We start from the raw sequence: 21930 nt of genomic DNA, 5'->3' as shown, positions 1-21930 counted from the left end.
CTCGGGGAGGGGCCCTCCAGGGCGCTTCTCCCGGCCGCCGGGCGGCGCTGCGCGGAGGGACGTTTCCGCCCCTCGCGCCGCCCGTGGGGCGGACGGCTCTTTCAACTTGCATTTCGAGCCGGTTGCCCCTATATGCGCCCGCATCCCACACGCGGAAACCGCCTCGTGAGCCCATGAGGTATCCCGGTGGCCGGAAGGTCCGGCCTACTGTTCCGCGGAGGCTTAACCGGAGAATAACTATGGCGCTTCCCGATTTCTCGATGCGTCAGCTGCTGGAAGCTGGCGCTCACTTTGGCCACCAGGCCCACCGTTGGAACCCGAAGATGGGTCAATACATCTTCGGCACCCGCAACAATATCCACATCATCGACCTCGCTCAGTCGGTCCCGATGATGCACCGCGCTCTCCAGGCCGTCAGCGACACGGTGGCCAAGGGCGGCCGCGTGCTCTTCGTCGGCACGAAGCGTCAGGCTGCCGATGCCGTCGCCGATGCTGCCAAGCGTTCGGCTCAGTACTACGTGAACTCCCGCTGGCTCGGCGGCATGCTCACCAACTGGAAGACGATTTCCGGCTCGATCCAGCGCCTGCGCAAGGTCGACGAGATCCTCGCCGGCGGCGGCCAGGGCCTCACGAAGAAAGAGCGCCTCATGCTCGCCCGTGAGAAGGAAAAGCTCGAGCGCGCTCTCGGCGGCATCAAGGACATGGGCGGCACGCCCGACCTGATCTTCGTCATCGACACCAACAAGGAGCAGCTGGCGATCAAGGAGGCGAACCGCCTCGGCATCCCGGTGGCCGCCATCGTCGACACGAACTGCGATCCGGACGGCATCGCTTTCCCGGTCCCGGCTAACGACGACGCCGGTCGCGCGATCTCGCTGTATTGCGATCTCGTCGCCCGCGCCGCTCTCGACGGCATCTCCCGCGGCGCCGGCGCCATGGGCATCGATATCGGCGAGTCCGAGAACCCGATGGCCGAAGAACTCCCGGCGAACGACACCCCCGCCTACGAAGGCGAGCAGTTCGAGCGTCTGGCCGCTCCCCGCGGCGCTCCGGACGATCTGACCAAGCTCAACGGCGTTGGCCCGCAGCTCGAGAAGAAGCTGAACGAAGCCGGCATCTTCCACTACTGGCAGATCGCCGCCATGCAGGCCGGCGACATCGCTCAGCTCGACAAGGACCTGAAGCTGAACGGCCGTCTCGAGCGCGACGGCTGGATCGACCAGGCCCGCTCGATGATCGAAGCCGCCGCGGCGTAAGTCTCTCGGCGCCGCCTCGACACCGGCGGCGCTTGAACGAATGCTCGAGCCCGGCGTTCCATGAGCGCCGGGCTCCCTCTATGCAAGAACCCGTGAAAGGATAAGCCATGGCGAATATCACCGCTGCGATGGTGAAGGAGCTGCGCGAGACGACCAGCGCCGGCATGATGGACTGCAAGGCTGCTCTCGCCGAAACCAACGGCGACATGGAAGCCGCCATCGACTGGCTCCGCAAGAAGGGTCTCTCCAAGGCCGCCAAGAAGGCCGGCCGCGTCGCTGCCGAAGGCCTCGTCGCCGTCGAGTCGTCCGGTCACACCGCCACCATTCTCGAGGTCAACTCGGAGACGGACTTCGTCGCCCGCAACGACCAGTTCCAGGCCTTCGTCCGCGAAGCCGCCAAGATCGGCCTGAACGGGAACGGCACCATCGAGACGCTCGAGGCCGCGACCTTCCCGGGCTCCAGCGTCACGGTGAAGGATCGCCTGCAGGAGCTCATCGCCACCATCGGCGAGAACATGACCCTGCGCCGTACCGCCAAGCTCGAAGTCTCGAAGGGCGTGATCGCGTCCTACGTGCACAACGCCGTGTCCGAAGGCCTCGGCAAGATCGGCGTGCTGGTTGCGCTCGAATCCGAGGGCGATGTCGATGCTCTGAGCACGCTCGGCCGTCAGATCGCCATGCACGTGGCGGCGACCAACCCGGTCGCGCTCGACTCTTCGGGTGTCGACCAGGCCACCATCGACCGCGAGACCGCGATCCTGCGCGACAAGAACGCCGGCAAGCCCGACAACGTCATGCAGAAGATCGTCGAGAGCGGCCTGAAGAGCTACTTCAAGGAAGTGACGCTCCTCGAGCAGCCTTTCGTGCACGATCCGTCGAAGACCGTGACGCAGGTTCTCAAGGAAGCCGAGTCCAAGGCCGGCAAGCCGGTCGCCCTGAAGGCCTTCGTCCGCTACGCTCTCGGCGAGGGCATCGAGAAGGAAGAGGCCCCGGATTTCGCGGCGGAAGTCGCGGCCCAGGCCGGTCTCAAGGCCTAAGGTTACGAAACTCAAGAACGGCGGCTTCACAGCCGCCGTTTTCATGAGAGGATCTGTCAACCGATAGGAGAGTCCGACAGTGGCACAATTCCGGCGCATTCTGGTGAAGCTTTCGGGAGAGGCTTTGATGGCTCCCGACGGATACTGGCTCGATACGCAAGTCCTTTCGAGCCTTGCCCAGGACCTCGCCAACGCCACCAGGGCGGGCTTCGAGATCGCCGTCGTGATCGGCGGCGGCAACATCATCCGGGGCGCCCGCATGAGCGCCGCCGGCTGGATCGATCGCCCCACGGCCGATTCCATGGGCATGCTCGGAACGGTCATGAACTCGCTGGCCGTCGAAACGGCCCTGAACGCCGCCGGGGTGCCCGCGCGCACGATGTCGGCGGTGTCCATGCCCACGATCTGCGAAACCTACGCCCGCCAGCCCGCGCTGCACCACCTGGACAAGGGCCAGGTGATCGTTCTCGCGGGCGGCACCGGCAACCCGTTCTTCACGACCGACACGGCGGCCGTGCTCCGCGCGGCGGAGCTGAAATGCGATGCGGTGCTCAAGGCGACCCAGGTCGATGGCGTCTATTCCGCCGACCCCAAGAAGGACCCCGAGGCGATCCGGTTCGATCGGCTTACCCATGACGAGGCTATCGCCAAGGACCTGAAGGTGATGGACACTGCGGCCTTCGCGCTCGCGCGGGAAAGCAGGCTCTCGATCATCGTCGGCTCGGTCCATGCTCCGAGCTCCGTGACCGATCTTCTCCTCGGAAGGGTGCCGTCGACGGCCGTCGTCCCCTGAGCAGGGCGCATTCTGTGCATAAAAGGCGCCGGCTTTCACCGGCGTCGTTCCAGGTCCGCAGACGCGGGCCGCCGGTTTCCCGCCGAAACGATGCGGGGCCTGAAACGTGAGCATCGGATCGATCCCAAAGTGGCATCCACTTTCCCCGTCCGATGCTCCAGGGGGCCTTGATGCCGGACCCCGGGCAGCGTAAGCCCGTTCATAGACAGTTCGCGTAAGGAAAAGATCTCATGGCTACGACCTTTGACCTCGCCGATGTGAAGCGCCGCATGCAGGGCGCCATCAACGCTTTCAAGAACGACCTGGGCAGCCTCCGCACGGGCCGCGCCTCGCCCAACCTCCTCGATCCGATTCAGATCGATGCCTACGGCGCCATGATGCCGATCTCGCAGGTCGCCACGGTGAACGTGCCGGAGCCGCGCCTGCTGAGCGTGCAGGTATGGGACCGCGGCATGGTCTCCGCCGTGGAGAAGGCGATCCGTGAATCGGACCTCGGACTCAACCCCCAGACCGAGGGCCAGGTCATCCGCCTGCGGATCCCCGAGATGAACGAGCAGCGCCGCAAGGAAATGGTGAAGGTCGCGCATAAATACGCCGAAGAGGCGCGCATCGCGGTTCGCCACGTTCGCCGCGACGGTCTCGATCTGCTCAAGAAGCTCGAGAAGGACTCGGCCATCAGCGAGGACGACGCCAAGCGCGACGGCGAGCAGGTGCAGAAGGCCACCGATCAGTTCGTGGCCGAAATCGAGCAGCTCCTGGTGGCCAAGGAAAAGGAAATCATGCAAGTCTAAGCCATTGACTTGCATCGGAACCTTATCATGAGCGGCGAAGCCAAGCGGTCGGCTCCCATTCTTGCTCCCGACAGGGAAGGCGAGGGGCTGCCGGCCCATGTTGCCATCATCATGGATGGAAACGGCCGCTGGGCCGCTCAGAGAGGCCTGCCTCGCTTCGAGGGGCACCGGAAGGGCATCGAGGCGATCCGCCGGGCTGTCCGCACGGCGACCGATCTCGGCATCCGCCACCTCACCGTCTACAGCTTTTCCGCCGAGAACTGGCGCCGTCCCGAGGAGGAGGTTTCCTTCCTCATGGGGCTGCTCAAACGCTTCGTGCGCCATGACCTCGCAGAACTCCACTCCAACAATGTGCGGGTCCGCATCATCGGCGAGCGGGAGGGGCTCACCTCCGACATCCGCCTTCTGCTGGACGAGGCCGAGCAGTTGACCCGGGGCAATACGGGCCTGAACCTCGTGATCGCGTTCAATTACGGTGGCCGCCAGGAGATCGTCAGCGCCGTCCGGGCTCTGGCCCGGAAGGTGAAGGAGGGTGTGCTGGACCCCGACGCCATCGATATGCGCATGCTCGGCGCATTCCTCGATACCCGCGACATCCCGGATCCGGATCTCGTCATCCGCACCTCGGGCGAGCAACGGGTGTCGAACTTCCTGACGTGGCAGACGGCCTATTCCGAGTTCGTTTTTCTTCCGGTCTTCTGGCCCGATTTCGACGAGGCCGCTTTCAAGGCCGCGCTCGACGAGTATCGCCGGCGCGACCGGCGGTTCGGCGGACTGAGCGCCAGGGCCAGCTGACGATGGCCAGCACCGAAGGTCCGGCCTTGGCTCCGAAAACTCCATCCAGTGAACTCAGAACCCGGGTGATCTCCGCGATCGTCATGGTCGCGCTGGCTCTCGGCACCGCCTATTGGGGCGGATGGCCCTTCGCCCTGTTCTGGCTCGCCGCCGGCATCGCGATCATGATCGAGTGGACCGACATGACCAGGGTCGAGCCGCGCCGGAGCGTCCAGGCGGTTCTCGGCTTGGGGCTGGCGACCCTGACGCTGCTCCTCCTCTCCGGCGGGAGCGTCGCGGCCGGGGGAGCGGTGGCGCTGGTCACGCTCGTTATCGGCGTTCTTCTCGCGAAGGGCCGGGAGGGCAGGCTCTGGGCTGCGTCCGGCTTCGTCTATGCGGCAGTCATCGTGCTCGTGCCCCCGCTGGTGCGGGCCTATCCGGAGATCGGCCTGCTCGGGCTGGTCTGGATGTTCGGGGTCGTGTGGGCGACCGATATCGCGGCCTATTTTACGGGTCGTACCCTGGGAGGGCCCAAGCTCTGCCCGGCCGTCAGCCCGAAGAAAACCTGGTCCGGGTTCCTCGGCGGACTTTTTGCCGCAATTCTGGTCGGCCTCCTGGTCGTGTCCGTGGGCGAGCGCTTCGGCCTGGAGCACACCCTCGGCGCCTGGAGCACGATCGCGTTGTCGGCGGTGGCGTCCGTCGCCAGCCAGATCGGGGATCTGGGAGAATCCGCACTCAAGCGCCATTGCGACATCAAAGATTCGAGCCATCTTATTCCTGGGCATGGCGGTGTGATGGACCGTCTCGACGGCTTCTGGGCCGTGTGCCTCATCGTCGGGCTCGTCCTTTTCGCCGCGCACGGAGCTGCTTAGTCCTTTTATGGCACGTTCTCTTACGATCCTCGGAGCCACCGGCTCCATCGGCCGTTCCACGGCGGAAGTGGTTCTGGCGCATCGGGACGAGTTCCATGTCGAGGCGGTCGTCGGCGGTTCCAACGTGCAGGCGCTTGCCGACAAGGCGAAGAGCCTCGGGGCCAGATTCGCGGCTCTGGCCGACGAGCGCGCCCATGCGGACCTCAAGGCTGCGCTCGCCGGAACGGGGATCGGGTGCGGGGCGGGCCGCTCCGCCGTGCTCGAAGCGGTCGACCGGCCGACCGACATCGTGCTCGCGGCGATCAGCGGCACGGCGGGCCTGGAGCCCACCCATGCGGCCCTCAAGCCGGGACGGCGGATCGCGCTCGCCAACAAGGAAAGCCTTGTCTGCGCAGGCGCCGCCTTCATGGCCGACGCGCGGCGTCGCGGCGTCGAGGTCGTGCCTGTGGATTCCGAGCACAACGCCCTCGATCATGCCCTGGCGGCTGGCCAGAACCGGAATGTGGAAAAGGCTGTGATCACCGCGAGCGGCGGCCCGTTCCGGACCTGGCCGCGGGAGCGGATCGCAGGGGCCGGCGCCCGGGAGGCTTCGGCCCATCCGGTCTGGTCCATGGGCGCCAAGATCAATATCGACTCGGCCACCCTCATGAACAAAGGGCTGGAGCTGATCGAGGCTCACCATCTGTTCGACCTCGAAGCCGAGCGGCTCGACGTGCTCGTTCACCCGGAGGCCATCGTTCACGGCCTCGTGCAATGGACCGACGGGGCGTTGACGGCCGGGCTGGCGCTTCCCGACATGAAGGTGCCCATCGCGAACGCCATGCGCGGGGCGGAGCGGATTCCCATGAACCTGCCCCGTCTCGATCTCGCCGCGATTGGCCGCTTAACCTTCGAGCGGGCGGACGAGCTGCGGTTCCCGTGCCTCGCTCTGGCCAGGGCCGCGCTCGAGGCCGGCGGGTCGGTCCCCACGATCCTGAACGCGGCCAACGAGATCGCGGTCGAGGCATATATGGCCGACCATATAGGATTTTACGCAATATCGGAGATCGTTGAGGAGGTTTGCTCAAGCTTCTCCGGAACCGGGAACGCTCCTGCGACGGTCGCGGAGGCTCTCGCCGTCGACGGCGAGGCCCGCGACAGGGCGAGGCGGCTCGTTCCCGGCAAGCGGCTTTGAGGCGCCCTGCCCGGGCGCGGAAGGAACGAAAATGGAATGGCTTTCGACAATCGGCGGAGCGACCGGGTCTCTGGCCCTGACGCTGTTCGCCTTCCTCGTGGTGCTGACGGTCGTCGTCTTCATCCACGAATACGGCCACTACTGGGTCGGGCGCCGGTGCGGAATCGGCGTGACGGCCTTCTCCATCGGCTTCGGGCGCGAGCTCATCGGGTGGACCGACCGGAACGGCACCCGTTGGAAGATCTCGGCGATTCCCTTAGGCGGCTACGTGAAGTTCGTCGGCGACATGAACGCCGCGAGCGTGCCGGACACGGATGCGGCCCGGCTGATGTCGCCCGAGCAGCGGGCGATCAGTTTTCCCCATCAAAATGTCGCCAAGCGCGCCGCGACCGTCGCGGCCGGGCCGATCGCCAATTTCATCCTGGCGATCGCCATTTTCGCAGGCTTCAACTATTTCAGCGGGCGCATGGTCCTGGAGCCGGTGATCGAACGGGTGATCCCCGGGAGCGCCGCCGAGGCGGCGGGCTTCGAGCCCCATGACGTGATCCGCTCCATCGACGGGACGCGGATCGAGACTTTCGCCGACATGCAGATGATCGTCAGCTCGAGCTCGGGAGAGGCCCTGACATTCGAGGTCGATCGCGACGGCAGGACGGTCAATCTCACGGCCGTTCCCAAGGTCGAGGAGAAGGACACGCCCTTCGGGAAGCAGCGGATCGGCCTTCTCGGGGTCCAGGCTCCGCAGGACCGCTCGGCGATCAAACGGATCTCCTATTCCCCTTGGGGAGCCCTGAAGGCGGGCGCCGTCGATACCTGGAATCAGGTCGACCGGACCGTCAATTTCCTGCGCCGCCTCGTGATCGGGCGGGAATCGCTCGATCAGCTCTCCGGACCGGTCGGAATCGCTCGAATCGCCGGCACCGCCTATGAAATCGGCGGGCTCTACAGCCTGGTGAACCTGATCGGCTTCATGTCGGTTTCGATCGGGCTCATTAACCTTTTCCCCATTCCGTTGCTGGATGGCGGGCACCTGCTGTTCTACGCCATCGAAGCCGTCCGTGGCCGTCCCTTGAGCGAAAGGGCCCAGGAGATCGGCTTCAGGATCGGATTCGCCTTCGTGGCGATGATGATGCTCCTGGCCACCTGGAGCGACCTGACGCGCTCGTTCGGGTGAGGGCTCGTTCACCTTGCCACAAGTTTTGTGGGGGCGAGAACGTGACAAGGACGCCACGCCGGTTAAAAATCGCTACTCTGTTTGTATGGGCCGTTTGCAATGACGGCGAAAGTTTGTACAAGCGGGGCAGCACCAATAGGGTTGGGACACCTGTCTCAAGCCAGCGGGCCAGTCTCGCGATGGACAAACGATAAAAGAAACGGGCCAGTTGATGATGTCGACGACCACGCCACGCCGGAAGAAGCCGGCCGCCACCGCAGTGATCGCCATGAGCGCGCTGATGGCTGGCCTCACCGTTGCGGACAGCGCGCTCGCTCAGCAGGCGCAGCCGATGAGCCGCCGGGCTTCCGCCGCCCAGGGGCCGCTGATCAACCGCGTTGCCGTCGAGGGTAACAGCAAGGTCGACAAGGCCCTGCTCGAAGGCGTGCTGCAGACCCGCGCGCGCACGGCCGTGAACCAGGCCGCCATCGACGCCGACGTCCAGAGCATTCTCGAAGTCTACCGGCGCCAGGGCCGCGGTCTCGCCCAGGTGACGCCGCGCATCGTTGATCTGCCGAACGGCCGGGTCGACGTGGTGTACACCATCGTCGAGGGCGACAAGACGGGCGTGAAGGACATTCGTTTCGTCGGCAACAGCCAGGTCTCGTCGAGCCGTCTGCGCGGCATCATGCAGACCAGCGAGACGAACATCCTGAGCTTCCTCAAGAGCACCGACGTCTATGATCCGGATCGCCTCGCCAACGATCTCGAGCTGATCCGCCGCTATTATCTGAAGAACGGCTATGCGGATTTCCGCATCCTCTCCAGCGACGTGACGTTCGACCCCAATGCAGGGGGATACGTCATCACCATCGCGGTCGAAGAGGGTGAGCAGTACCGGGTCGGCAACGTCAGCATCGATTCCCGCATTCCCGGCGTGAATTCCGAGGCTCTGCGCAGCGATCTCTCCATGTCCGCGGGCGACGTCTACAGTGCCGATGCGGTGGAGAAGTCGGTTCAGGCCATGACCCGCGCCGTCGGGCGCGAGGGCAACCCCTTCGTGCTGGTCCGCCCGGTCGGCACCCGCGATCCCGGAACCCGCACGGTCAATGTCGGCTATGTGGTCGAAGAAGGCCCGCATATCTACATCGAGCGCATCAATGTCCGCGGCAACACCCGTACCCGCGACTACGTGATCCGTCGCGAATTCGACCTGGGCGAAGGCGATGCCTACAACCAGGTCATGATCGACCGCGCCGAGCGCCGCCTGAACAGCCTGGGCTACTTCAAGCAGGTGCGCATTTCCAACGAGCCGGGCACCTCGGCCGACCGCGTCGTCGTGAACGTGGACGTGGAAGATCAGTCCACCGGCGCGTTCTCCATCTCGGGCGGTTACTCGACGTCGGACGGCTTCATCGGTGAAGTCTCCGTCAGCGAGTCGAACTTCCTCGGCCGCGGCCAGTTCGTCCGCGTCGCGGGCCAGCTCGGACAGCGCACGAACGGCGTCGATTTCTCCTTCACGGAGCCGTATTTCCTCGGCTACCGGATGGCTGCCGGTATCGACCTGTTCTCGAAGTTCAGCGATCAGACCCGGTACTCCCGCTACGAGAACCGCATGACCGGCGGTCAGCTCCGCCTGACCCTCCCGTTCACGGAGGCGTTCTCGGTGACGGCCCGCTACTCGCTGTATCAGCAGGAAGTGACGATCCCGAACGACGAGGACAAGCCGTATAACGACTGCTCGTTCCCGATCCCCGGCTTCACGGGCGCCTTCCCCGATTGCCAGTTCAACGGCGAGGCCTCGCTCGCGATCAAGGAATCGCAGGGTACGACGATCACGTCGCTGGCCGGCCTGACCTTCAACTACAACACCCTCGACAACCCCCGCGATCCGCGCAACGGCTTCTATGGCGAGGTGAAGACGGACTTCGCCGGACTCGGTGGCGACTCGCGCTACTTCCGTGTCACCGGCGATGCCCGCTATTATCGCGAGCTGTTGGAGGACGTCGTCGGTATCGCCCGCATCCAGGGTGGTAACATCACGGGCTTCGGCGACAACAACAGCAGCATCGGCGCGAACGGCAGTCTTCGCATCGTCGACCAGTTCTTCATGGGTCCGTCCCTGGTCCGCGGCTTCGCCACGAACGGCATCGGACCGCGCGACATCTCGACCATCGATTCCGGTGCGAACGCCGTCGGCGGCACGACCTATTTCGGCGGCTCGCTCGAAGTTCAGTTCCCGATCTTCGGTCTGCCGCGGGAGCTGGGCCTGAAGGGCGCCGTGTTCGCGGATGCCGGTACGCTCTTCGGCTACGAGGGCCCGACGCAGTTCAATGTCGGCGGCGTCTTCGCTCCCGATGGCGGCTTCACCTGCAACGCTCCGGGCCAGCCGCAGAACTGCATCGTGGTTCTCGACAGCCACAAGATCCGCTCGTCGGTCGGCGCCTCGATCCTGTGGTCCTCGCCGCTCGGCCCGATCCGCTTCGACTACGCGTTCGCGCTCAGCAAGGAAGAGGGCATCGAGGGTGCCAACGGCGTCCGGCTCGGCGCCGACCGTACCCAGGCCTTCCGCTTCTCCGGCGGCACGCGCTTCTAACCGGGGAGGGCGCCTGATGGCGCCCTCACGTTTTCATGACAGAATCCACTTTTTTTCCGAGAAGCCAGACGCTCACCTTGCGTCAGGTTGCGGAGATGGCGCAGACGACGCTCCCCGACGGTGCCGACGGGGAGTTTTTGCTTAAGGGCGTCGCGCCGCTCGAGAGTGCCGGCCCGAACGATCTGGCCTATATGGACAACCCCGCCTATGGGGCAGCTTTGAGTGCGACCCAGGCCGCAGCCTGCCTCGTGACGCCCCGTTTCGCCGGAAAGGTCCCGCCGCAAACCGTCGCGCTCGTAACGCCGATGGCGTACCGGGTCTTTGCCGCGGTCATGGGCAAGATGTTCCCTTCGGCCATGCGGCCGGAAACGTCCTTTGCGGCGACGGGAATCTCGCCGGGCTCCTTCGTGCATCCCTCGGCGCGGCTCGAGTACGGCGTCACCGTCGATCCGGGAGCCGTCGTCGGTCCCCACGCGGAAATCGGCGCTGGAACCATCGTCGGTGCGCACGCGGTGATCGGCCCGCATGTGAAGATCGGCCGCGACTGCTCCTTGGGTGCCCATGTCAGCGTCTCCAATGCCTTCCTTGGAAACCGGGTCATCCTCCATCCCGGCGTCCGGGTCGGCCAGGACGGCTTCGGCTTCGCCATGGGTCCGCAGGGGCACCTCAAGGTGCCGCAGATCGGCCGCGTCATCATCCAGGACGACGTGGAGATCGGCGCCAACACCACCGTCGACCGCGGCGCGAGCCGCGATACCGTGATCGGCGAGGGCACCAAGATCGACAATCTCGTCCAGATCGGCCATAACGTGGTGATCGGCCGCCATTGCGTCATCGTCGCCCAGGTCGGTATTGCCGGCTCCACGACGCTGGAGGACTATGTCGTTCTCGGCGGCCAGGTCGCCGTGAAGGGGCATGTGAGGGTCGGCATGGGTGCGCAGATCGCCGCCACCTCCGCGATCAATGGCGACGTTCCTGCCGCCGCGCGTTGGGGCGGTGTTCCCGCCCGGCCGGTTCGCGAGTGGTTCCGCGAGATGACGGCCCTGAAAAAGCTTGCATCCAAGGGCGATTCCGACAAAGACGACGGCGCATCGTCCTAACATATCGATACGGCCAGGCCTATCCGGAGTATTCAGTCATGTCCGAAGCGCCCACCACGCTTCAAACCGCCGATATTCTCGAGATCCTCGAGCTGTTGCCGCACCGCTATCCGTTCCTGCTGGTCGACAAGATCATCGATATCGATGGCGACAATTCCTGCATCGGCATCAAGAACGTCACCTTCAATGAGCCACAATTCACGGGCCATTTCCCGTCACGTCCGATTTTTCCGGGCGTGTTCCTCATCGAGGCCATGGCTCAGACAGCGGGCGCGATCTGCGTGAAGGCCAAGATGGCCGAGCAGGCGAAGCCCAAGCAGGTGTTCTTCATGACGATCGACAAGGTGAAATTCCGCAGGCCCGTGGAGCCCGGCGACCGGGTTGAGTTTCACATGAAAAAGCTCAACAACCGCCGCAACATGTGGTGGTACAAGGGCGAGGCGAAGGTCGACGGGGTGCTCGTCTGCGAGGCCGAGGTCAGCGCCATGCTGGTGTCCGAGTAATGGAGACTGTGATCCATCCCACCGCCGTCGTCGAGGATGGCGCGAAGATCGGGGCCGGTGTGAAGATCGGCCCGCTCTGCACCGTGGGGCCGGACGTGGAGCTAGGCGACGGCTGCCAGCTCATGAGCCATGTGGCGCTCGCGGGCCAAACCAGGATCGGCCCCCGCACGCGCATCTTTCCGTTCGCGTCCATCGGCCACATTCCCCAGGATCTGAAGTATCGCGGCGAGTCCTCGACGCTCGAGATCGGCGCCGATTGCATGATCCGCGAAGGCGTGACCATGAATCCGGGCACCGAAGGCGGCGGACTGCGCACGATCATCGGCGACCGTTGCGCTTTTCTGGCCAACTCGCATGTGGGGCATGACACGAAGGTCGGCAACGACTGCATTCTCTCCAACAACGTGATGCTGGCGGGCCATGTCACGGTGGGCGACTTCGTGATCTTCGGCGGCGGTTCCGCCGTGATCCAGTTCACCCGCGTGGGATCCCACGCCTTCGTGGGCGGCATGTCGGGCCTGGAGAACGACCTCATTCCCTACGGAATGGCCATGGGCAACCGGGCGCATCTGGCCGGCCTCAACATCATCGGCCTGCGCCGCCGCGGCTTCACCCGCGAGCAGATCCACGACATTCGCCGGGCCTATCGTCTGCTGTTCGCCGATGAAGGCACATTGTCCGAGCGGGTCGAGGATGTGGCCGGCGAGTTCGACAACCATCCCTTCGTGCACGAGATCCTCGACTTCATCCGTGACCGTGGGGATCGGGCGATCTGCACGCCGCGGGATCCGGTCGGCTCCGCCGGTTGAGGCTGCGCATGCAGCCCATGAGCAGGACAATCGCAACGGCGAGGCCGGACGAAGCCGGCTCCCGCGAGCCGGTTCGCGCATCGAGCGGTCCGGTCGCGGTGCTGGCGGGAGGCGGACGCCTTCCGCTTCGGCTCGTCGAGCATCTGGAGAAGACCGGCCAGGATTATCGCGTTCTGGCCTTCCGGGGCTTCGCCGCGGCCGAGCTGCGCGGCAAGGCGCATGCGAATGTGGATCTTCTCGATCTCAAGACCATCCTGAAAACCCTCGATGAATGGGGGCCCCGCGCCGTATCCCTCGCCGGAGCGGTCCGCCGCCCCGGCTTCTCCGCCTTGCTCGGCGCCTATTCGGCGATGCGCAACATGCAGGAGGTCAAGGAGGTCATCACCCGGGGCGACGACCAGGTGCTGCGCGGAGCCGTGATGCTCATCGAGGAGCGCGGCCACCGGGTGGTCGGCGCCCATGAGCTCGCTCCCGATCTCGTCGCGTCCCACTCCCTCAGGGGGGGGCGGGAGCCCAACGAGGACGACCGGCAGGCCATCGCGGTCGGCCTCGATCTCCTGGCCTCGCTATCGGCCTTCGACATCGGGCAGGGCGCGGTGATCGCCCGCAATCACGTGCTGGCCATCGAAGGCCCGGAGGGCACGGACCGGATGCTCACCCGGGTCGCGCATCTGCGGCAATCGTGGTTCGGGCTGCGCCGCCGCAAGGAAGGCGGAGTGCTCATCAAGGCCGCCAAGCGCGGTCAGGACCTGCGGGTCGACATGCCCACCATCGGTCCTAGGACCGTTGCCGAGGCCGCGAAGGCGGGCCTCTCCGGCATCGCGATCGGCGCCGGCTCCACTTTCGTGCTGGAACAGGATGAAACGCTGCGCCTCGCGGACCGTCTCGGCCTCTTCCTCGTCACGGTCGACCTGCCCTGGATGGAGACCGCCCATGGGTGAGACGCCGGACCTGGCGCATCGTGCGGACCCGAAAACGGATTCCACTTTTGGGTCCGATGCTCGAACGATCTGGATCGTCGCCGGTGAGGAATCCGGCGACCAGCTCGGCGCGAAACTGATGCGCGCCCTGAAGGCGAGGCACGGAGAGGGACGCCTGCGCTTCGGCGGCGTCGGCGGGCATGCCATGGCGGCGGAGGGGCTGAAGAGCCTGTTTCCGCTCCAGGACATCGCCGTCATGGGCATCGTCGCCGTCATCGGGCGCCTGCCGACGGTGCTCAGCCGCATCCGTATGACGGCGGACGCGGTACTGGCCGCCGATCCCGATCTCCTCGTCATCATCGACAGCCCCGATTTCACCCATCGCGTGGCCAGGGCCGTGCGCAGGCGCGCGCCGCATATCCCGGTCGTCGATTACGTGAGCCCCTCCGTCTGGGCCTGGCGTCCGGGACGGGCCGCGAAGATGCGCGCCTATGTCGATCACGTCCTGGCGCTGCTGCCGTTCGAGCCCGATGCGCACAAGCGTCTCGGCGGGCCGCCGACCACTTATGTCGGCCATCCGCTCATCGAGCGCCTGACAGAGGTCAGGCCGGCGTCCGGCGAGCGCGGCCCGGATCCGAATGCTCCTCTGAAGCTCCTGGTGCTTCCCGGCAGCAGGCGCTCGGAGGTCAGCCGCCTGATGGAGCCCTTCGGCGCAGCGCTGGCGCTCCTGAAGGAACAGGCGCCACGGACCTTCGAGGTCACGATTCCCGCGGTCTCCCACCTCGCGGACGAGATCGAGGCCCGTGCGGAATCATGGAGCGTGAAGCCCAGGATCGTGCGCGGCGAAGCCGCGAAGTGGGAGGCTTTCCGTCAGGCCGATCTGGCGCTGGCCGCCTCCGGCACCGTGACCCTGGAGCTCGGGCTCTCGGGCGTGCCGATGGTCGTGGCCTATCGCGTCTCGAAGATCGAGGAAGTGCTGAAATACCTCATCAAGGCGCCGTCCATCGTGCTGACCAATCTGGTGCTCGGCGAGAACGTCATTCCCGAACTCATCCAGTGGGATTGCACGCCCGAGAAGCTTAAGGACGCCGTGCTGCCTCTCATGAGCGACAGCGCCGAACGCCGGCGGCAGGTCGCGGCCTTCGAAAAGCTCGACGAACTGATGCAGATCGGCGGCGAGAAGCCGAGCGAGCGCGCGGCGCGAATCGTCAGCCAGGTGCTGGCCGCGAGTTCAAGGAACTGATCCCAAAACGCGCTGCCTCCGGCATGGCCGGAGGAAACAGCCCGAGGCATGAAAAAGGGGCCTTTCGGCCCCTTCTCCGTATCCGTTTCCGGATGTTCTTAGCCGCGCTGGGCGACCGTGACGTAGCTGCGCTCGGTCGGGCCGGTATAGAGCTGGCGCGGGCGGCCGATGCGCTGGGACGGATCCTCGATCATCTCGCTCCACTGGGCGATCCAGCCGACCGTGCGGGCGACCGCGAAGAGCACCGTGAACATGGAGGTGGGGAAGCCCATCGCCTTGAGGGTGATGCCCGAATAGAAGTCGATGTTCGGGTAGAGCTTCTTCTCGATGAAGTACTCGTCCTTGAGCGCGATCTGCTCCAGCTCCATGGCGACGTCGAGGAGCGGGTCGTCCTTGATGCCGAGTTCGCTGAGCACCTCGTGGGTGGTCTTCTGCATGATCTTGGCGCGCGGATCGTAGTTCTTGTAGACCCGGTGGCCGAAGCCCATGAGGCGGAAGGGATCGTTCTTGTCCTTCGCGCGGGCGATGAATTCCGGAATGCGGTCCGGCGTGCCGATCTCCTCCAGCATCTTGAGGGCGGCTTCGTTGGCGCCGCCGTGCGCGGGGCCCCACAGGCAGGCGATGCCGGCCGCGATGCACGCGAAGGGATTCGCGCCCGAGGAGCCTGCCAGGCGCACCGTCGAGGTCGAGGCGTTCTGCTCGTGATCGGCGTGCAGGATGAAGATGCGGTCGAGCGCGCGCGCGAGAACCGGGTTCACCTTGTACTCCTCGGCCGGCACGGCGAAGCACATGCGCAGGAAGTTCGAGGTGTAGTCCAGGTCGTTCTGCGGATACACGAAGGGCTGGCCGATGGAGTACTTGTAGGCCATCGCGGCCAGCGTCGGCATCTTGGCGATCATGCGCATGGACGCGATCATGCGCTGCTGCGGATCGGAGATGTCGGTCGAGTCGTGATAGAAGGCCGACAGGGCGCCGACGCTGGCCACCATGATGGCCATCGGGTGGGCGTCGCGGCGGAAACCGGTGAAGAACCGGTTCATCTGGTCATGCACCATGGTGTGACGCGTGACGCGGTAATCGAAATCGGCCTTCTGAGCGGCAGTCGGCAGCTCTCCGTAAAGGAGCAGGTAGCAGGTCTCGAGGAAGTCGCCGTGCTCGGCCAGCTGATCGATGGGGTAGCCGCGGTACAGGAGAACGCCCTTGTCACCGTCGATATAGGTGATCTTCGACTCGGTGGCCGCGGTCGACGTGAAGCCCGGATCGTAGGTGAACATCCCCGTCTGCGCGTAAAGCTTCGCGATATCGATGACGCTCGGGCCGATCGTGCCCTCTTTCACCGCTAGTTCCACGGCCTTGTTGTCGACTGTGAGTGTTGTGTTGGAACTCATGGGTCTTCGACCTTTCAGCAGGAGGCCGGGCATAACCTAGAGCAACCGAGTGTTCCGGGGAGGGTCCCGGATGTGGGCTGCCGGACCGAGGTCAGCCGGTCGGTGGGAGAATGGTCCCCTCGGTAGCTTATCCGTTGGTGAGGGGCAAGCACGTCTATTGGTGGTATGCGCCTGCTATGCAGCAGGCGCACCGCTCGACTGGTCCTGCAGGCGCAACAGGGTTTCTTCCCGGCCGAGAACCGCCATCACGTCGAAGAGGCCGGGCGAGGTGGCGCGGCCGGTGAGGGCTGCGCGCAGGGGCTGCGCCACCTGGCCGAGCTTCGCGCCGATTGATTCCGCATGCTCGCGCACGACGGCCTCCACGCTCTGGGCGTTCCAGTCCGACACGGCCTGCAGCTTCTCGGCGATCCCGGCAAGGCGCGCACGGCCGTCCGCGAGCAGGCCCGCGGCCTTCTCGTCCGGTTTCAGCGGACGCTGGGCATAGAGGTAATAGGCGCTGTCCAGAAGCTCGACGAGAGTCTTGGCGCGCTCCTTCAGGCCCGGCATGGCGGCCAGAAGCTTCTGGCGCAGATCCGGTTCGAAGGTGGGCCCGAGGCCGCGCTCCGGACCGATCTCGGGCAGGATGGCTTCGATGGCCCGGACGAGATCCTCGTCCGGCGACAGGCGCATGTAATGGCCGTTGAGATTCTCGAGCTTCACGAAGTCGAAGCGCGCGGGCGAGCGGCCGATATTCTTGAGATCGAAGGCCTGCACCATCTCCTCGGTGGAGAAGATCTCCTGGTCGCCGTGGCTCCAGCCGAGGCGCACGAGGTAGTTGCGCAGCGCCGCCGGCAGATAGCCGAGGCTCCGGTAGGCCTCGACGCCGAGCGCGCCGTGGCGCTTCGACAGCTTGGCGCCGTCGGGCCCGTGAATGAGCGGGACATGGGCCATTTTCGGCACGTCCCAGCCCATCGCCTGATAGATCTGGGTTTGTCGGGCCGCATTCGTGAGATGGTCGTCGCCGCGGATCACGTGGGTCACGCCCATGTCGTGATCGTCGACCACCACGGCGAGCATGTAGGTGGGCGTTCCGTCCGAGCGCAGCAGCACCAGGTCGTCGAGGTCTTTGTTCTGCCAAACCACGCGGCCCTGCACCTCGTCCTCGACGACGGTCTCGCCCTCGGTGGGAGCCTTGAGGCGGATGACGGGCTTCACGCCTTCGGGAGCCTCGGACGGGTCGCGGTCGCGCCAGCGTCCGTCGTAGCGGGTGGGGCGGCCCTCCCGGCGGGCGGTCTCGCGCATCTCCTCCAGTTCCTGCTGGGTGGCGTAGCAGTAATAGGCGCGGCCCTGGGCGAGGAGCGTCTCGGCGACCTCGCGATGCCGGGCCGCGCGGGAAAACTGATAGACCACGTCGCCGTCCCAATCGAGGCCGAGCCATTTCAGGCCGTCCAGGATCGCCTCGATGGCCGCCTCGGTCGAGCGTTCCCGGTCCGTGTCCTCGATCCGCAGCAGCATCTTGCCTCCGTTACGCTTGGCGTAGAGCCAATTGAACAGGGCCGTGCGTCCCCCGCCGATATGCAGGAAGCCGGTGGGCGAGGGAGCGAAGCGGGTGACAACGGTCATCGCGGGGAACCTTCGTTGAAATTCTCAAATGATTGCGCGGCTTTGGCGGCAAGCTCGCCTTCGTTCGGCTCATCCACAGGGCGGCTTGCACAGGGCGGCTTGGGCCGTAGCTTCGGCTCGTCTACCATGCAACCGAGCCCGCGTTAAGCCATAGCCATGACGGTAGACAACAAAGGAGAGCCCGGCCGGATCCCGCGCAGCCCCGCGCGGGCCATGGTGCTGCCGCGCCCGTCCGCCCTGGCGCTGGATTGGAGCGCTCTCGACGGAAGGGAATGGCTCCGGCAATGCCTTGCACACGAGATCGCGCAGCGTCGGCTCTTTCCCTGGCTCGCGGTCTGCTTCGGCCTGGGGGTGGTCCTGTTCTTCCAGGCGGAGGCGCCGTCGCTGTGGGCCCCGCTCGGCGCCTTCGCCCTGAGCGTCGCTTCGGCCATATGGCTGCGCGAGAGGCTCCTTGCCCTGGCGCTCAGCGTCGGTCTCGCGGCCGTGTTCGCGGGGTTTTCGGCCGGGATCGTCCGCACAGCCGGCGTTGCGGCGCCCGTGCTGACGCGCATGACGATCGCGCCGGTCTCTGGTTTCGTCGAGGCCGTCGAGGATCGTGACCATGGTCAGCGCGTCCTCCTGCGGGTGGTCTCGCTGCAAGGCATGTCCGATGCCGGGCGGCCGCAGCGCGTGCGCGTGTCCGTCCGCAGGAGCGATACGCTCTCGCCCGGCCAGTTCGTCTCGGGCCATGCGCGTCTGCTCCCGCCGCCGCAGCCCGTCCGGCCCGGCGGATACGACTTCGCGCGCGACGCCTATTACAAGGGGATCGGCGCGGTCGGCTCATTCACGGGCCGCGTGCGGCAGGCCGAGCCGCCATATGCGCCCGACTGGTCCCTGTGGCTCGCCGCCCGCGTGGACGCAGGCCGCAACGCGCTCACGCACCGCATCGCGTCGACCATCGGCGGCGCTGCGGGCGGCGTCGGCGCGGCGCTCGTCACCGGCAAGCGCGGCCTCATCGGCGAGCCCACGAACGACGTGCTGCGCGCGGCGGGCATCTACCACATCGTCTCGATCTCCGGTCTTCACATGGTGCTCGCGGCGGGAACGTTCTTCTGGATCGTGCGCGCGCTTCTCGCGCTCGGTCCGGGGCTGGCCCTGCGCTGGCCGGTGAAGAAGATCGCCGCTGTCGCGGCGATGATCGGGGCCACGGCCTATTGCGTCTTTTCGGGTTCGGACGTGGCGACGGAGCGCTCGCTCATCATGACGCTCGTGATGTTCGGGGCCGTGCTGGCGGATCGCCCCGCGTTGAGCATGCGCAATCTCTCCATCGCGGCGATCGTCGTGCTCGCACGCGAGCCCGAGGCGCTGCTGGGACCGAGCTTTCAGATGTCGTTTGGCGCAGTGGCCGCGATGATGACGCTCGTGCCGCTGCTGCAACGGGAAAGAGCGGAGAGCAGGCCCGCGACGCTCATCGACCGGGGATTGTCCTGGGCCGGGCGCTCGGCCCTCTCTCTCGTCACCACGACCCTCGTGGCGACCTTCGCGACGGCGCCGTTCTCGGCCTATCACTTCCAGAGCCTCAATCCCTACGGCCTGATCGGCAATGCGCTCGCCCTGCCGCTCGTGTCCCTCGTGGTCATGCCGGCCGCCGTTCTCGGCGTCCTGGCCTATCCCTTCGGTCTCGATGGACCGGTCTGGACCGTGATGGGGTTCGCCGTCGCGCAGGTGATCGACGTCTCGGCCTGGGTCGGCGCCTTCAGCGGATCGACGCTCGTCGTGCCCGCGCTCGGCATCGGCGGATTGACGCTGTTGAGCGCGGGCCTCCTCGTGCTGACGATCCCTGCCTCGAACCTGAGATGGCTTGCGCTCGTTCCCGTCGGTGCGGGACTGGCTTTCGCCGCGACGCCGCCGCGCTACGACATCTATGTAGACCGCGACGGGTCAGGGGCTGCGATCCGCGATCCGGGCGGACGGCTCACGCTGGTCGGCAAGCCGTCCGGTTTCGTCGCCGGGCAATGGCTGCGCGCCGATGGCGACCGACGGAGCGCCGAGGACGCCTCGCTCAAGGCGGCAGCGCGTTGCGACAGGCTGGGCTGTGTCGTGGAGACCTCGGCGCATCGCAGCGTCGCCTTCGTGCAGGAGGCGGCCGCGTTCGAGGAGGATTGCCGCCGCGCCGCCATCGTCGTCACGCGCCTCGATGCGCCGGACCAATGCAGGGCAGCCGTCGTGATCGATCGCCGGGTTCTCGCCGAGCGCGGGGCGACGGCGATCAGGCTCGAAAGCGACGCTGCGGGCATTCATTCGGTGAAGAAGGGCAGGGAGGTCCGGCCGTGGGCGGCCGCGGCGGATGCCCGCTCCTCCGCTGATCGGGAGACGCCGCGACCGGCGCGACCGGCTCCCGAGCAGGATGAATTGGATGAGGATCTCAGTAGCGCCGCACCAGACTGACGAGCTTGCCCTGGATCTTCACCCGGTCGGGACCGAGCACGCGGGTCTCGTAGGCCTGATTGGCGGCTTCCAGCGCGATGGAGGAGCCGCGGCGGCGGAAGCGCTTGAGGGTCGCCTCCTCGTCGTCGATGAGGGCCACGATGATGTCGCCCGTATTGGCCGTGTCCTGCCGGCGGATCACCACGAGGTCCCCGTCGAGAATGCCGGCTTCCACCATCGAGTCGCCGCGCACCTCCAGGGCGAAATGGTCGCCCTGGGAGAGGAAGTCGCCCGAGAGGGTGATGGAGTGGCTGCGGTTCTGGATCGCGGAGATCGGCGTACCGGCCGCGATCCGGCCCATGACGGGGATCGACGCGCTGTCGCGGAACCGCTCCTCGGCCACGGGCGGGGGCGCGGGCTTCTTCTCCGCGAGGCCGCCCTCGACCACGCTCGGGGTGAAGCGGCGCTGGCCGGCGGCGGCGCCGACGGATTCGGGCAGGCGGATCACTTCGAGGGCGCGGGCGCGGTTCGGCAGGCGGCGGATGAACCCGCGCTCCTCCAGCGCCGTGATGAGCCGGTGGATGCCGGATTTCGACTTGAGGTCGAGGGCGTCCTTCATCTCGTCGAAGGACGGCGGAACCCCGGTTTCACGCAGCCGCTCATGGATGAAGCGGAGCAATTCGTGCTGCTTGCGCGTGAGCATGACAGACCCTTACTGCTCCCGAGTGGAGCGATTCTGGAAAACAAAGCGAGAACAAGGTAGCTGTTCCCGCTGTGTTCCGCAAGTCCATGTCCGAAAGGCCATTTCTCCGGGGCGGAAGACAGGGTTCGACGCGGCGAGCCCGTCGGCGCGTGTCCTTCCGGCCGAGCCACGAGTCGTCGATTACGCACGTGGCGGGCGCACGTCAGGGCGTCTTATCCCGCTTGTCCTCGTCGTCATGCCCGGCCTTGAGCCGGGCATGACGACGAGGGTCGCGACCGATCCCCGGATCAAGTCCGGGGACGGCCATGACGGTGGGGGCCGTGGCGCGGGTTGCGGACGGTCCTGTCGGGTGTGCTCAAACGATGTGCTCTTTCCAAGAAGGGAGCGTTGGAGGAAACCCCAAAAGTGCAGGGCCACTTTCCACTTCCGACGCTCCGGATCGCCCATTTCTGCAAGCGGTTCTTCATCCTGGAACGGATATTCGCCGAAACGGACGGGACGCCCGCTTCTCACGATGGCCGGTCGCCGAAAATGCGTGATCGAACAGAAGATTGCATGAATGCAAAAGCAGCTTGCAGATTCTGCAGCGCTGCCAGCGCGGGTTGATCATCGAGCCACGGCGCGTGTGATGCCGGGGGAGCCGTGACGGACACCGCGGATGTGAAGCATCCCTTGCGTTTTCGCCTGTTCCCGAGCCCGCACAATCGATCGGAACAGCAGAAAACGTGACCTGCGCGCAGGGAGCGAGAGCAGCGTCATTCGCGTATGTCGACGGGTTGATTGCAACCTATAGTGGCGGTTGTTCACCGG

The 21930-nt window shown here is 66.0% G+C and carries 18 protein-coding genes; 15 read left to right on the top strand and 3 right to left on the bottom strand.

From position 1 onward, the window contains the following. Positions 1-239 precede the first annotated feature (239 nt). The 14 genes from RE429_RS12790 to lpxB all read left to right on the top strand — a co-directional run bounded on the left by RE429_RS12790 (position 240) and on the right by lpxB (position 15021). Positions 240-1256 carry a 30S ribosomal protein S2 gene (locus RE429_RS12790; protein ID WP_414471147.1) on the top strand — a complete coding sequence of 339 codons (1017 nt, stop codon included), beginning with the start codon at positions 240-242 and terminating at the stop codon, positions 1254-1256. 107 nt (positions 1257-1363) lie between these two features. Further along, positions 1364-2293: a translation elongation factor Ts gene (tsf, locus tag RE429_RS12785; RefSeq protein ID WP_414471146.1), complete on the top strand. Its 930-nt coding sequence runs from the start codon at positions 1364-1366 to the stop codon at positions 2291-2293. 127 nt (positions 2294-2420) lie between these two features. Next, complete coding sequence (gene pyrH, locus RE429_RS12780; protein ID WP_414474188.1) at positions 2421-3086, top strand: UMP kinase; 666 nt, start codon at positions 2421-2423, stop codon at positions 3084-3086. A 230-nt stretch (positions 3087-3316) separates the two neighbouring features. Then, positions 3317-3877, top strand: a complete 561-nt coding sequence (gene frr / locus RE429_RS12775) for a ribosome recycling factor (RefSeq protein WP_414471145.1) — start codon at positions 3317-3319, stop codon at positions 3875-3877. Positions 3878-3904: 27 nt separating this feature from the next. Next, positions 3905-4672 carry an isoprenyl transferase gene (locus tag RE429_RS12770; protein WP_414471144.1) on the top strand — a complete coding sequence of 256 codons (768 nt, stop codon included), beginning with the start codon at positions 3905-3907 and terminating at the stop codon, positions 4670-4672. A 26-nt stretch (positions 4673-4698) separates the two neighbouring features. After that, entirely contained in the window at positions 4699-5523 is an 825-nt protein-coding gene (locus RE429_RS12765) for a phosphatidate cytidylyltransferase (protein ID WP_414471143.1), read from the top strand. A 7-nt stretch (positions 5524-5530) separates the two neighbouring features. Then, complete coding sequence (gene dxr, locus RE429_RS12760) at positions 5531-6697, top strand: 1-deoxy-D-xylulose-5-phosphate reductoisomerase (protein WP_414471142.1); 1167 nt, start codon at positions 5531-5533, stop codon at positions 6695-6697. Between the two features lie 31 nt (positions 6698-6728). Next, a complete protein-coding gene (gene rseP, locus RE429_RS12755) occupies positions 6729-7871 on the top strand; it encodes an RIP metalloprotease RseP (RefSeq protein WP_414471141.1) in 1143 nt (380 codons plus the stop codon). A 211-nt stretch (positions 7872-8082) separates the two neighbouring features. Then, the gene (gene bamA, locus RE429_RS12750) at positions 8083-10446 is read left to right on the top strand and encodes an outer membrane protein assembly factor BamA (protein ID WP_414471140.1); all 2364 of its coding nucleotides are present in this window, start codon (positions 8083-8085) and stop codon (positions 10444-10446) included. A 35-nt stretch (positions 10447-10481) separates the two neighbouring features. Further along, positions 10482-11546 carry a UDP-3-O-(3-hydroxymyristoyl)glucosamine N-acyltransferase gene (gene lpxD, locus RE429_RS12745; RefSeq protein ID WP_414471139.1) on the top strand — a complete coding sequence of 355 codons (1065 nt, stop codon included), beginning with the start codon at positions 10482-10484 and terminating at the stop codon, positions 11544-11546. 38 nt (positions 11547-11584) lie between these two features. Beyond that, on the top strand, positions 11585-12049 hold the full coding sequence (fabZ, locus tag RE429_RS12740) for a 3-hydroxyacyl-ACP dehydratase FabZ (RefSeq protein ID WP_414471138.1): 465 nt from the start codon (positions 11585-11587) through the stop codon (positions 12047-12049). Next, positions 12049-12858 (top strand): acyl-ACP--UDP-N-acetylglucosamine O-acyltransferase, encoded by an 810-nt coding sequence (gene lpxA, locus RE429_RS12735; protein ID WP_414471137.1) that lies wholly within the window; start codon positions 12049-12051, stop codon positions 12856-12858. The genes fabZ and lpxA overlap by 1 nt, the downstream gene beginning before the upstream one ends. Positions 12859-12875: 17 nt before the next feature. After that, on the top strand, positions 12876-13799 hold the full coding sequence (locus RE429_RS12730; RefSeq protein ID WP_414471136.1) for an LpxI family protein: 924 nt from the start codon (positions 12876-12878) through the stop codon (positions 13797-13799). After that, on the top strand, positions 13792-15021 hold the full coding sequence (gene lpxB, locus RE429_RS12725; protein WP_414471135.1) for a lipid-A-disaccharide synthase: 1230 nt from the start codon (positions 13792-13794) through the stop codon (positions 15019-15021). The genes RE429_RS12730 and lpxB overlap by 8 nt, the downstream gene beginning before the upstream one ends. 98 nt (positions 15022-15119) lie before the next feature. Here the strand turns inward: lpxB and gltA are convergent, their stop codons facing one another. Both gltA and gltX read right to left on the bottom strand, forming a co-directional pair. Further along, the gene (gene gltA / locus RE429_RS12720) at positions 15120-16409 is read right to left on the bottom strand and encodes a citrate synthase (protein ID WP_414471134.1); all 1290 of its coding nucleotides are present in this window, start codon (positions 16407-16409) and stop codon (positions 15120-15122) included. A gap of 174 nt (positions 16410-16583) precedes the next feature. After that, positions 16584-18011: a glutamate--tRNA ligase gene (gene gltX, locus RE429_RS12715; RefSeq protein WP_414471133.1), complete on the bottom strand. Its 1428-nt coding sequence runs from the start codon at positions 18009-18011 to the stop codon at positions 16584-16586. A gap of 156 nt (positions 18012-18167) precedes the next feature. Here gltX and RE429_RS12710 point away from each other — a divergent pair, with 156 nt between their 5' ends. Next, a complete protein-coding gene (locus RE429_RS12710; protein WP_414471132.1) occupies positions 18168-20438 on the top strand; it encodes a ComEC/Rec2 family competence protein in 2271 nt (756 codons plus the stop codon). Here the strand turns inward: RE429_RS12710 and lexA are convergent. Beyond that, on the bottom strand, positions 20416-21120 hold the full coding sequence (gene lexA / locus RE429_RS12705) for a transcriptional repressor LexA (protein WP_414471131.1): 705 nt from the start codon (positions 21118-21120) through the stop codon (positions 20416-20418). The two genes, RE429_RS12710 and lexA, sit on opposite strands and share 23 nt — an antisense overlap. Positions 21121-21930 lie beyond the last annotated feature (810 nt).

Source organism: Microvirga sp. M2 (assembly GCF_047497095.1).
Classification (GTDB): domain Bacteria; phylum Pseudomonadota; class Alphaproteobacteria; order Rhizobiales; family Beijerinckiaceae; genus Microvirga.
Note: the sequence above shows the minus strand (reverse complement) of the source record. Positions and strands in the feature narration are given on the sequence as shown.

Excerpts from the sequence above, each read along its gene's own strand:
- lpxD (WP_414471139.1), top strand. The coding sequence starts at position 10,482 with ATGACAGAATCCACTTTTTTTCCGAGAAGCCAGACGCTCACCTTGCGT.
- RE429_RS12770 (WP_414471144.1), top strand. The coding sequence starts at position 3,905 with ATGAGCGGCGAAGCCAAGCGGTCGGCTCCCATTCTTGCTCCCGACAGG.
- gltX (WP_414471133.1), bottom strand. The coding sequence starts at position 18,011 with ATGACCGTTGTCACCCGCTTCGCTCCCTCGCCCACCGGCTTCCTGCAT.
- pyrH (WP_414474188.1), top strand. The coding sequence starts at position 2,421 with ATGGCTCCCGACGGATACTGGCTCGATACGCAAGTCCTTTCGAGCCTT.
- RE429_RS12710 (WP_414471132.1), top strand. The coding sequence starts at position 18,168 with ATGACGGTAGACAACAAAGGAGAGCCCGGCCGGATCCCGCGCAGCCCC.
- RE429_RS12730 (WP_414471136.1), top strand. The coding sequence starts at position 12,876 with ATGAGCAGGACAATCGCAACGGCGAGGCCGGACGAAGCCGGCTCCCGC.
- RE429_RS12790 (WP_414471147.1), top strand. The coding sequence starts at position 240 with ATGGCGCTTCCCGATTTCTCGATGCGTCAGCTGCTGGAAGCTGGCGCT.
- lpxB (WP_414471135.1), top strand. The coding sequence starts at position 13,792 with ATGGGTGAGACGCCGGACCTGGCGCATCGTGCGGACCCGAAAACGGAT.
- rseP (WP_414471141.1), top strand. The coding sequence starts at position 6,729 with ATGGAATGGCTTTCGACAATCGGCGGAGCGACCGGGTCTCTGGCCCTG.
- bamA (WP_414471140.1), top strand. The coding sequence starts at position 8,083 with ATGATGTCGACGACCACGCCACGCCGGAAGAAGCCGGCCGCCACCGCA.
- frr (WP_414471145.1), top strand. The coding sequence starts at position 3,317 with ATGGCTACGACCTTTGACCTCGCCGATGTGAAGCGCCGCATGCAGGGC.
- tsf (WP_414471146.1), top strand. The coding sequence starts at position 1,364 with ATGGCGAATATCACCGCTGCGATGGTGAAGGAGCTGCGCGAGACGACC.
- gltA (WP_414471134.1), bottom strand. The coding sequence starts at position 16,409 with ATGAGTTCCAACACAACACTCACAGTCGACAACAAGGCCGTGGAACTA.
- lexA (WP_414471131.1), bottom strand. The coding sequence starts at position 21,120 with ATGCTCACGCGCAAGCAGCACGAATTGCTCCGCTTCATCCATGAGCGG.
- lpxA (WP_414471137.1), top strand. The coding sequence starts at position 12,049 with ATGGAGACTGTGATCCATCCCACCGCCGTCGTCGAGGATGGCGCGAAG.
- fabZ (WP_414471138.1), top strand. The coding sequence starts at position 11,585 with ATGTCCGAAGCGCCCACCACGCTTCAAACCGCCGATATTCTCGAGATC.
- dxr (WP_414471142.1), top strand. The coding sequence starts at position 5,531 with ATGGCACGTTCTCTTACGATCCTCGGAGCCACCGGCTCCATCGGCCGT.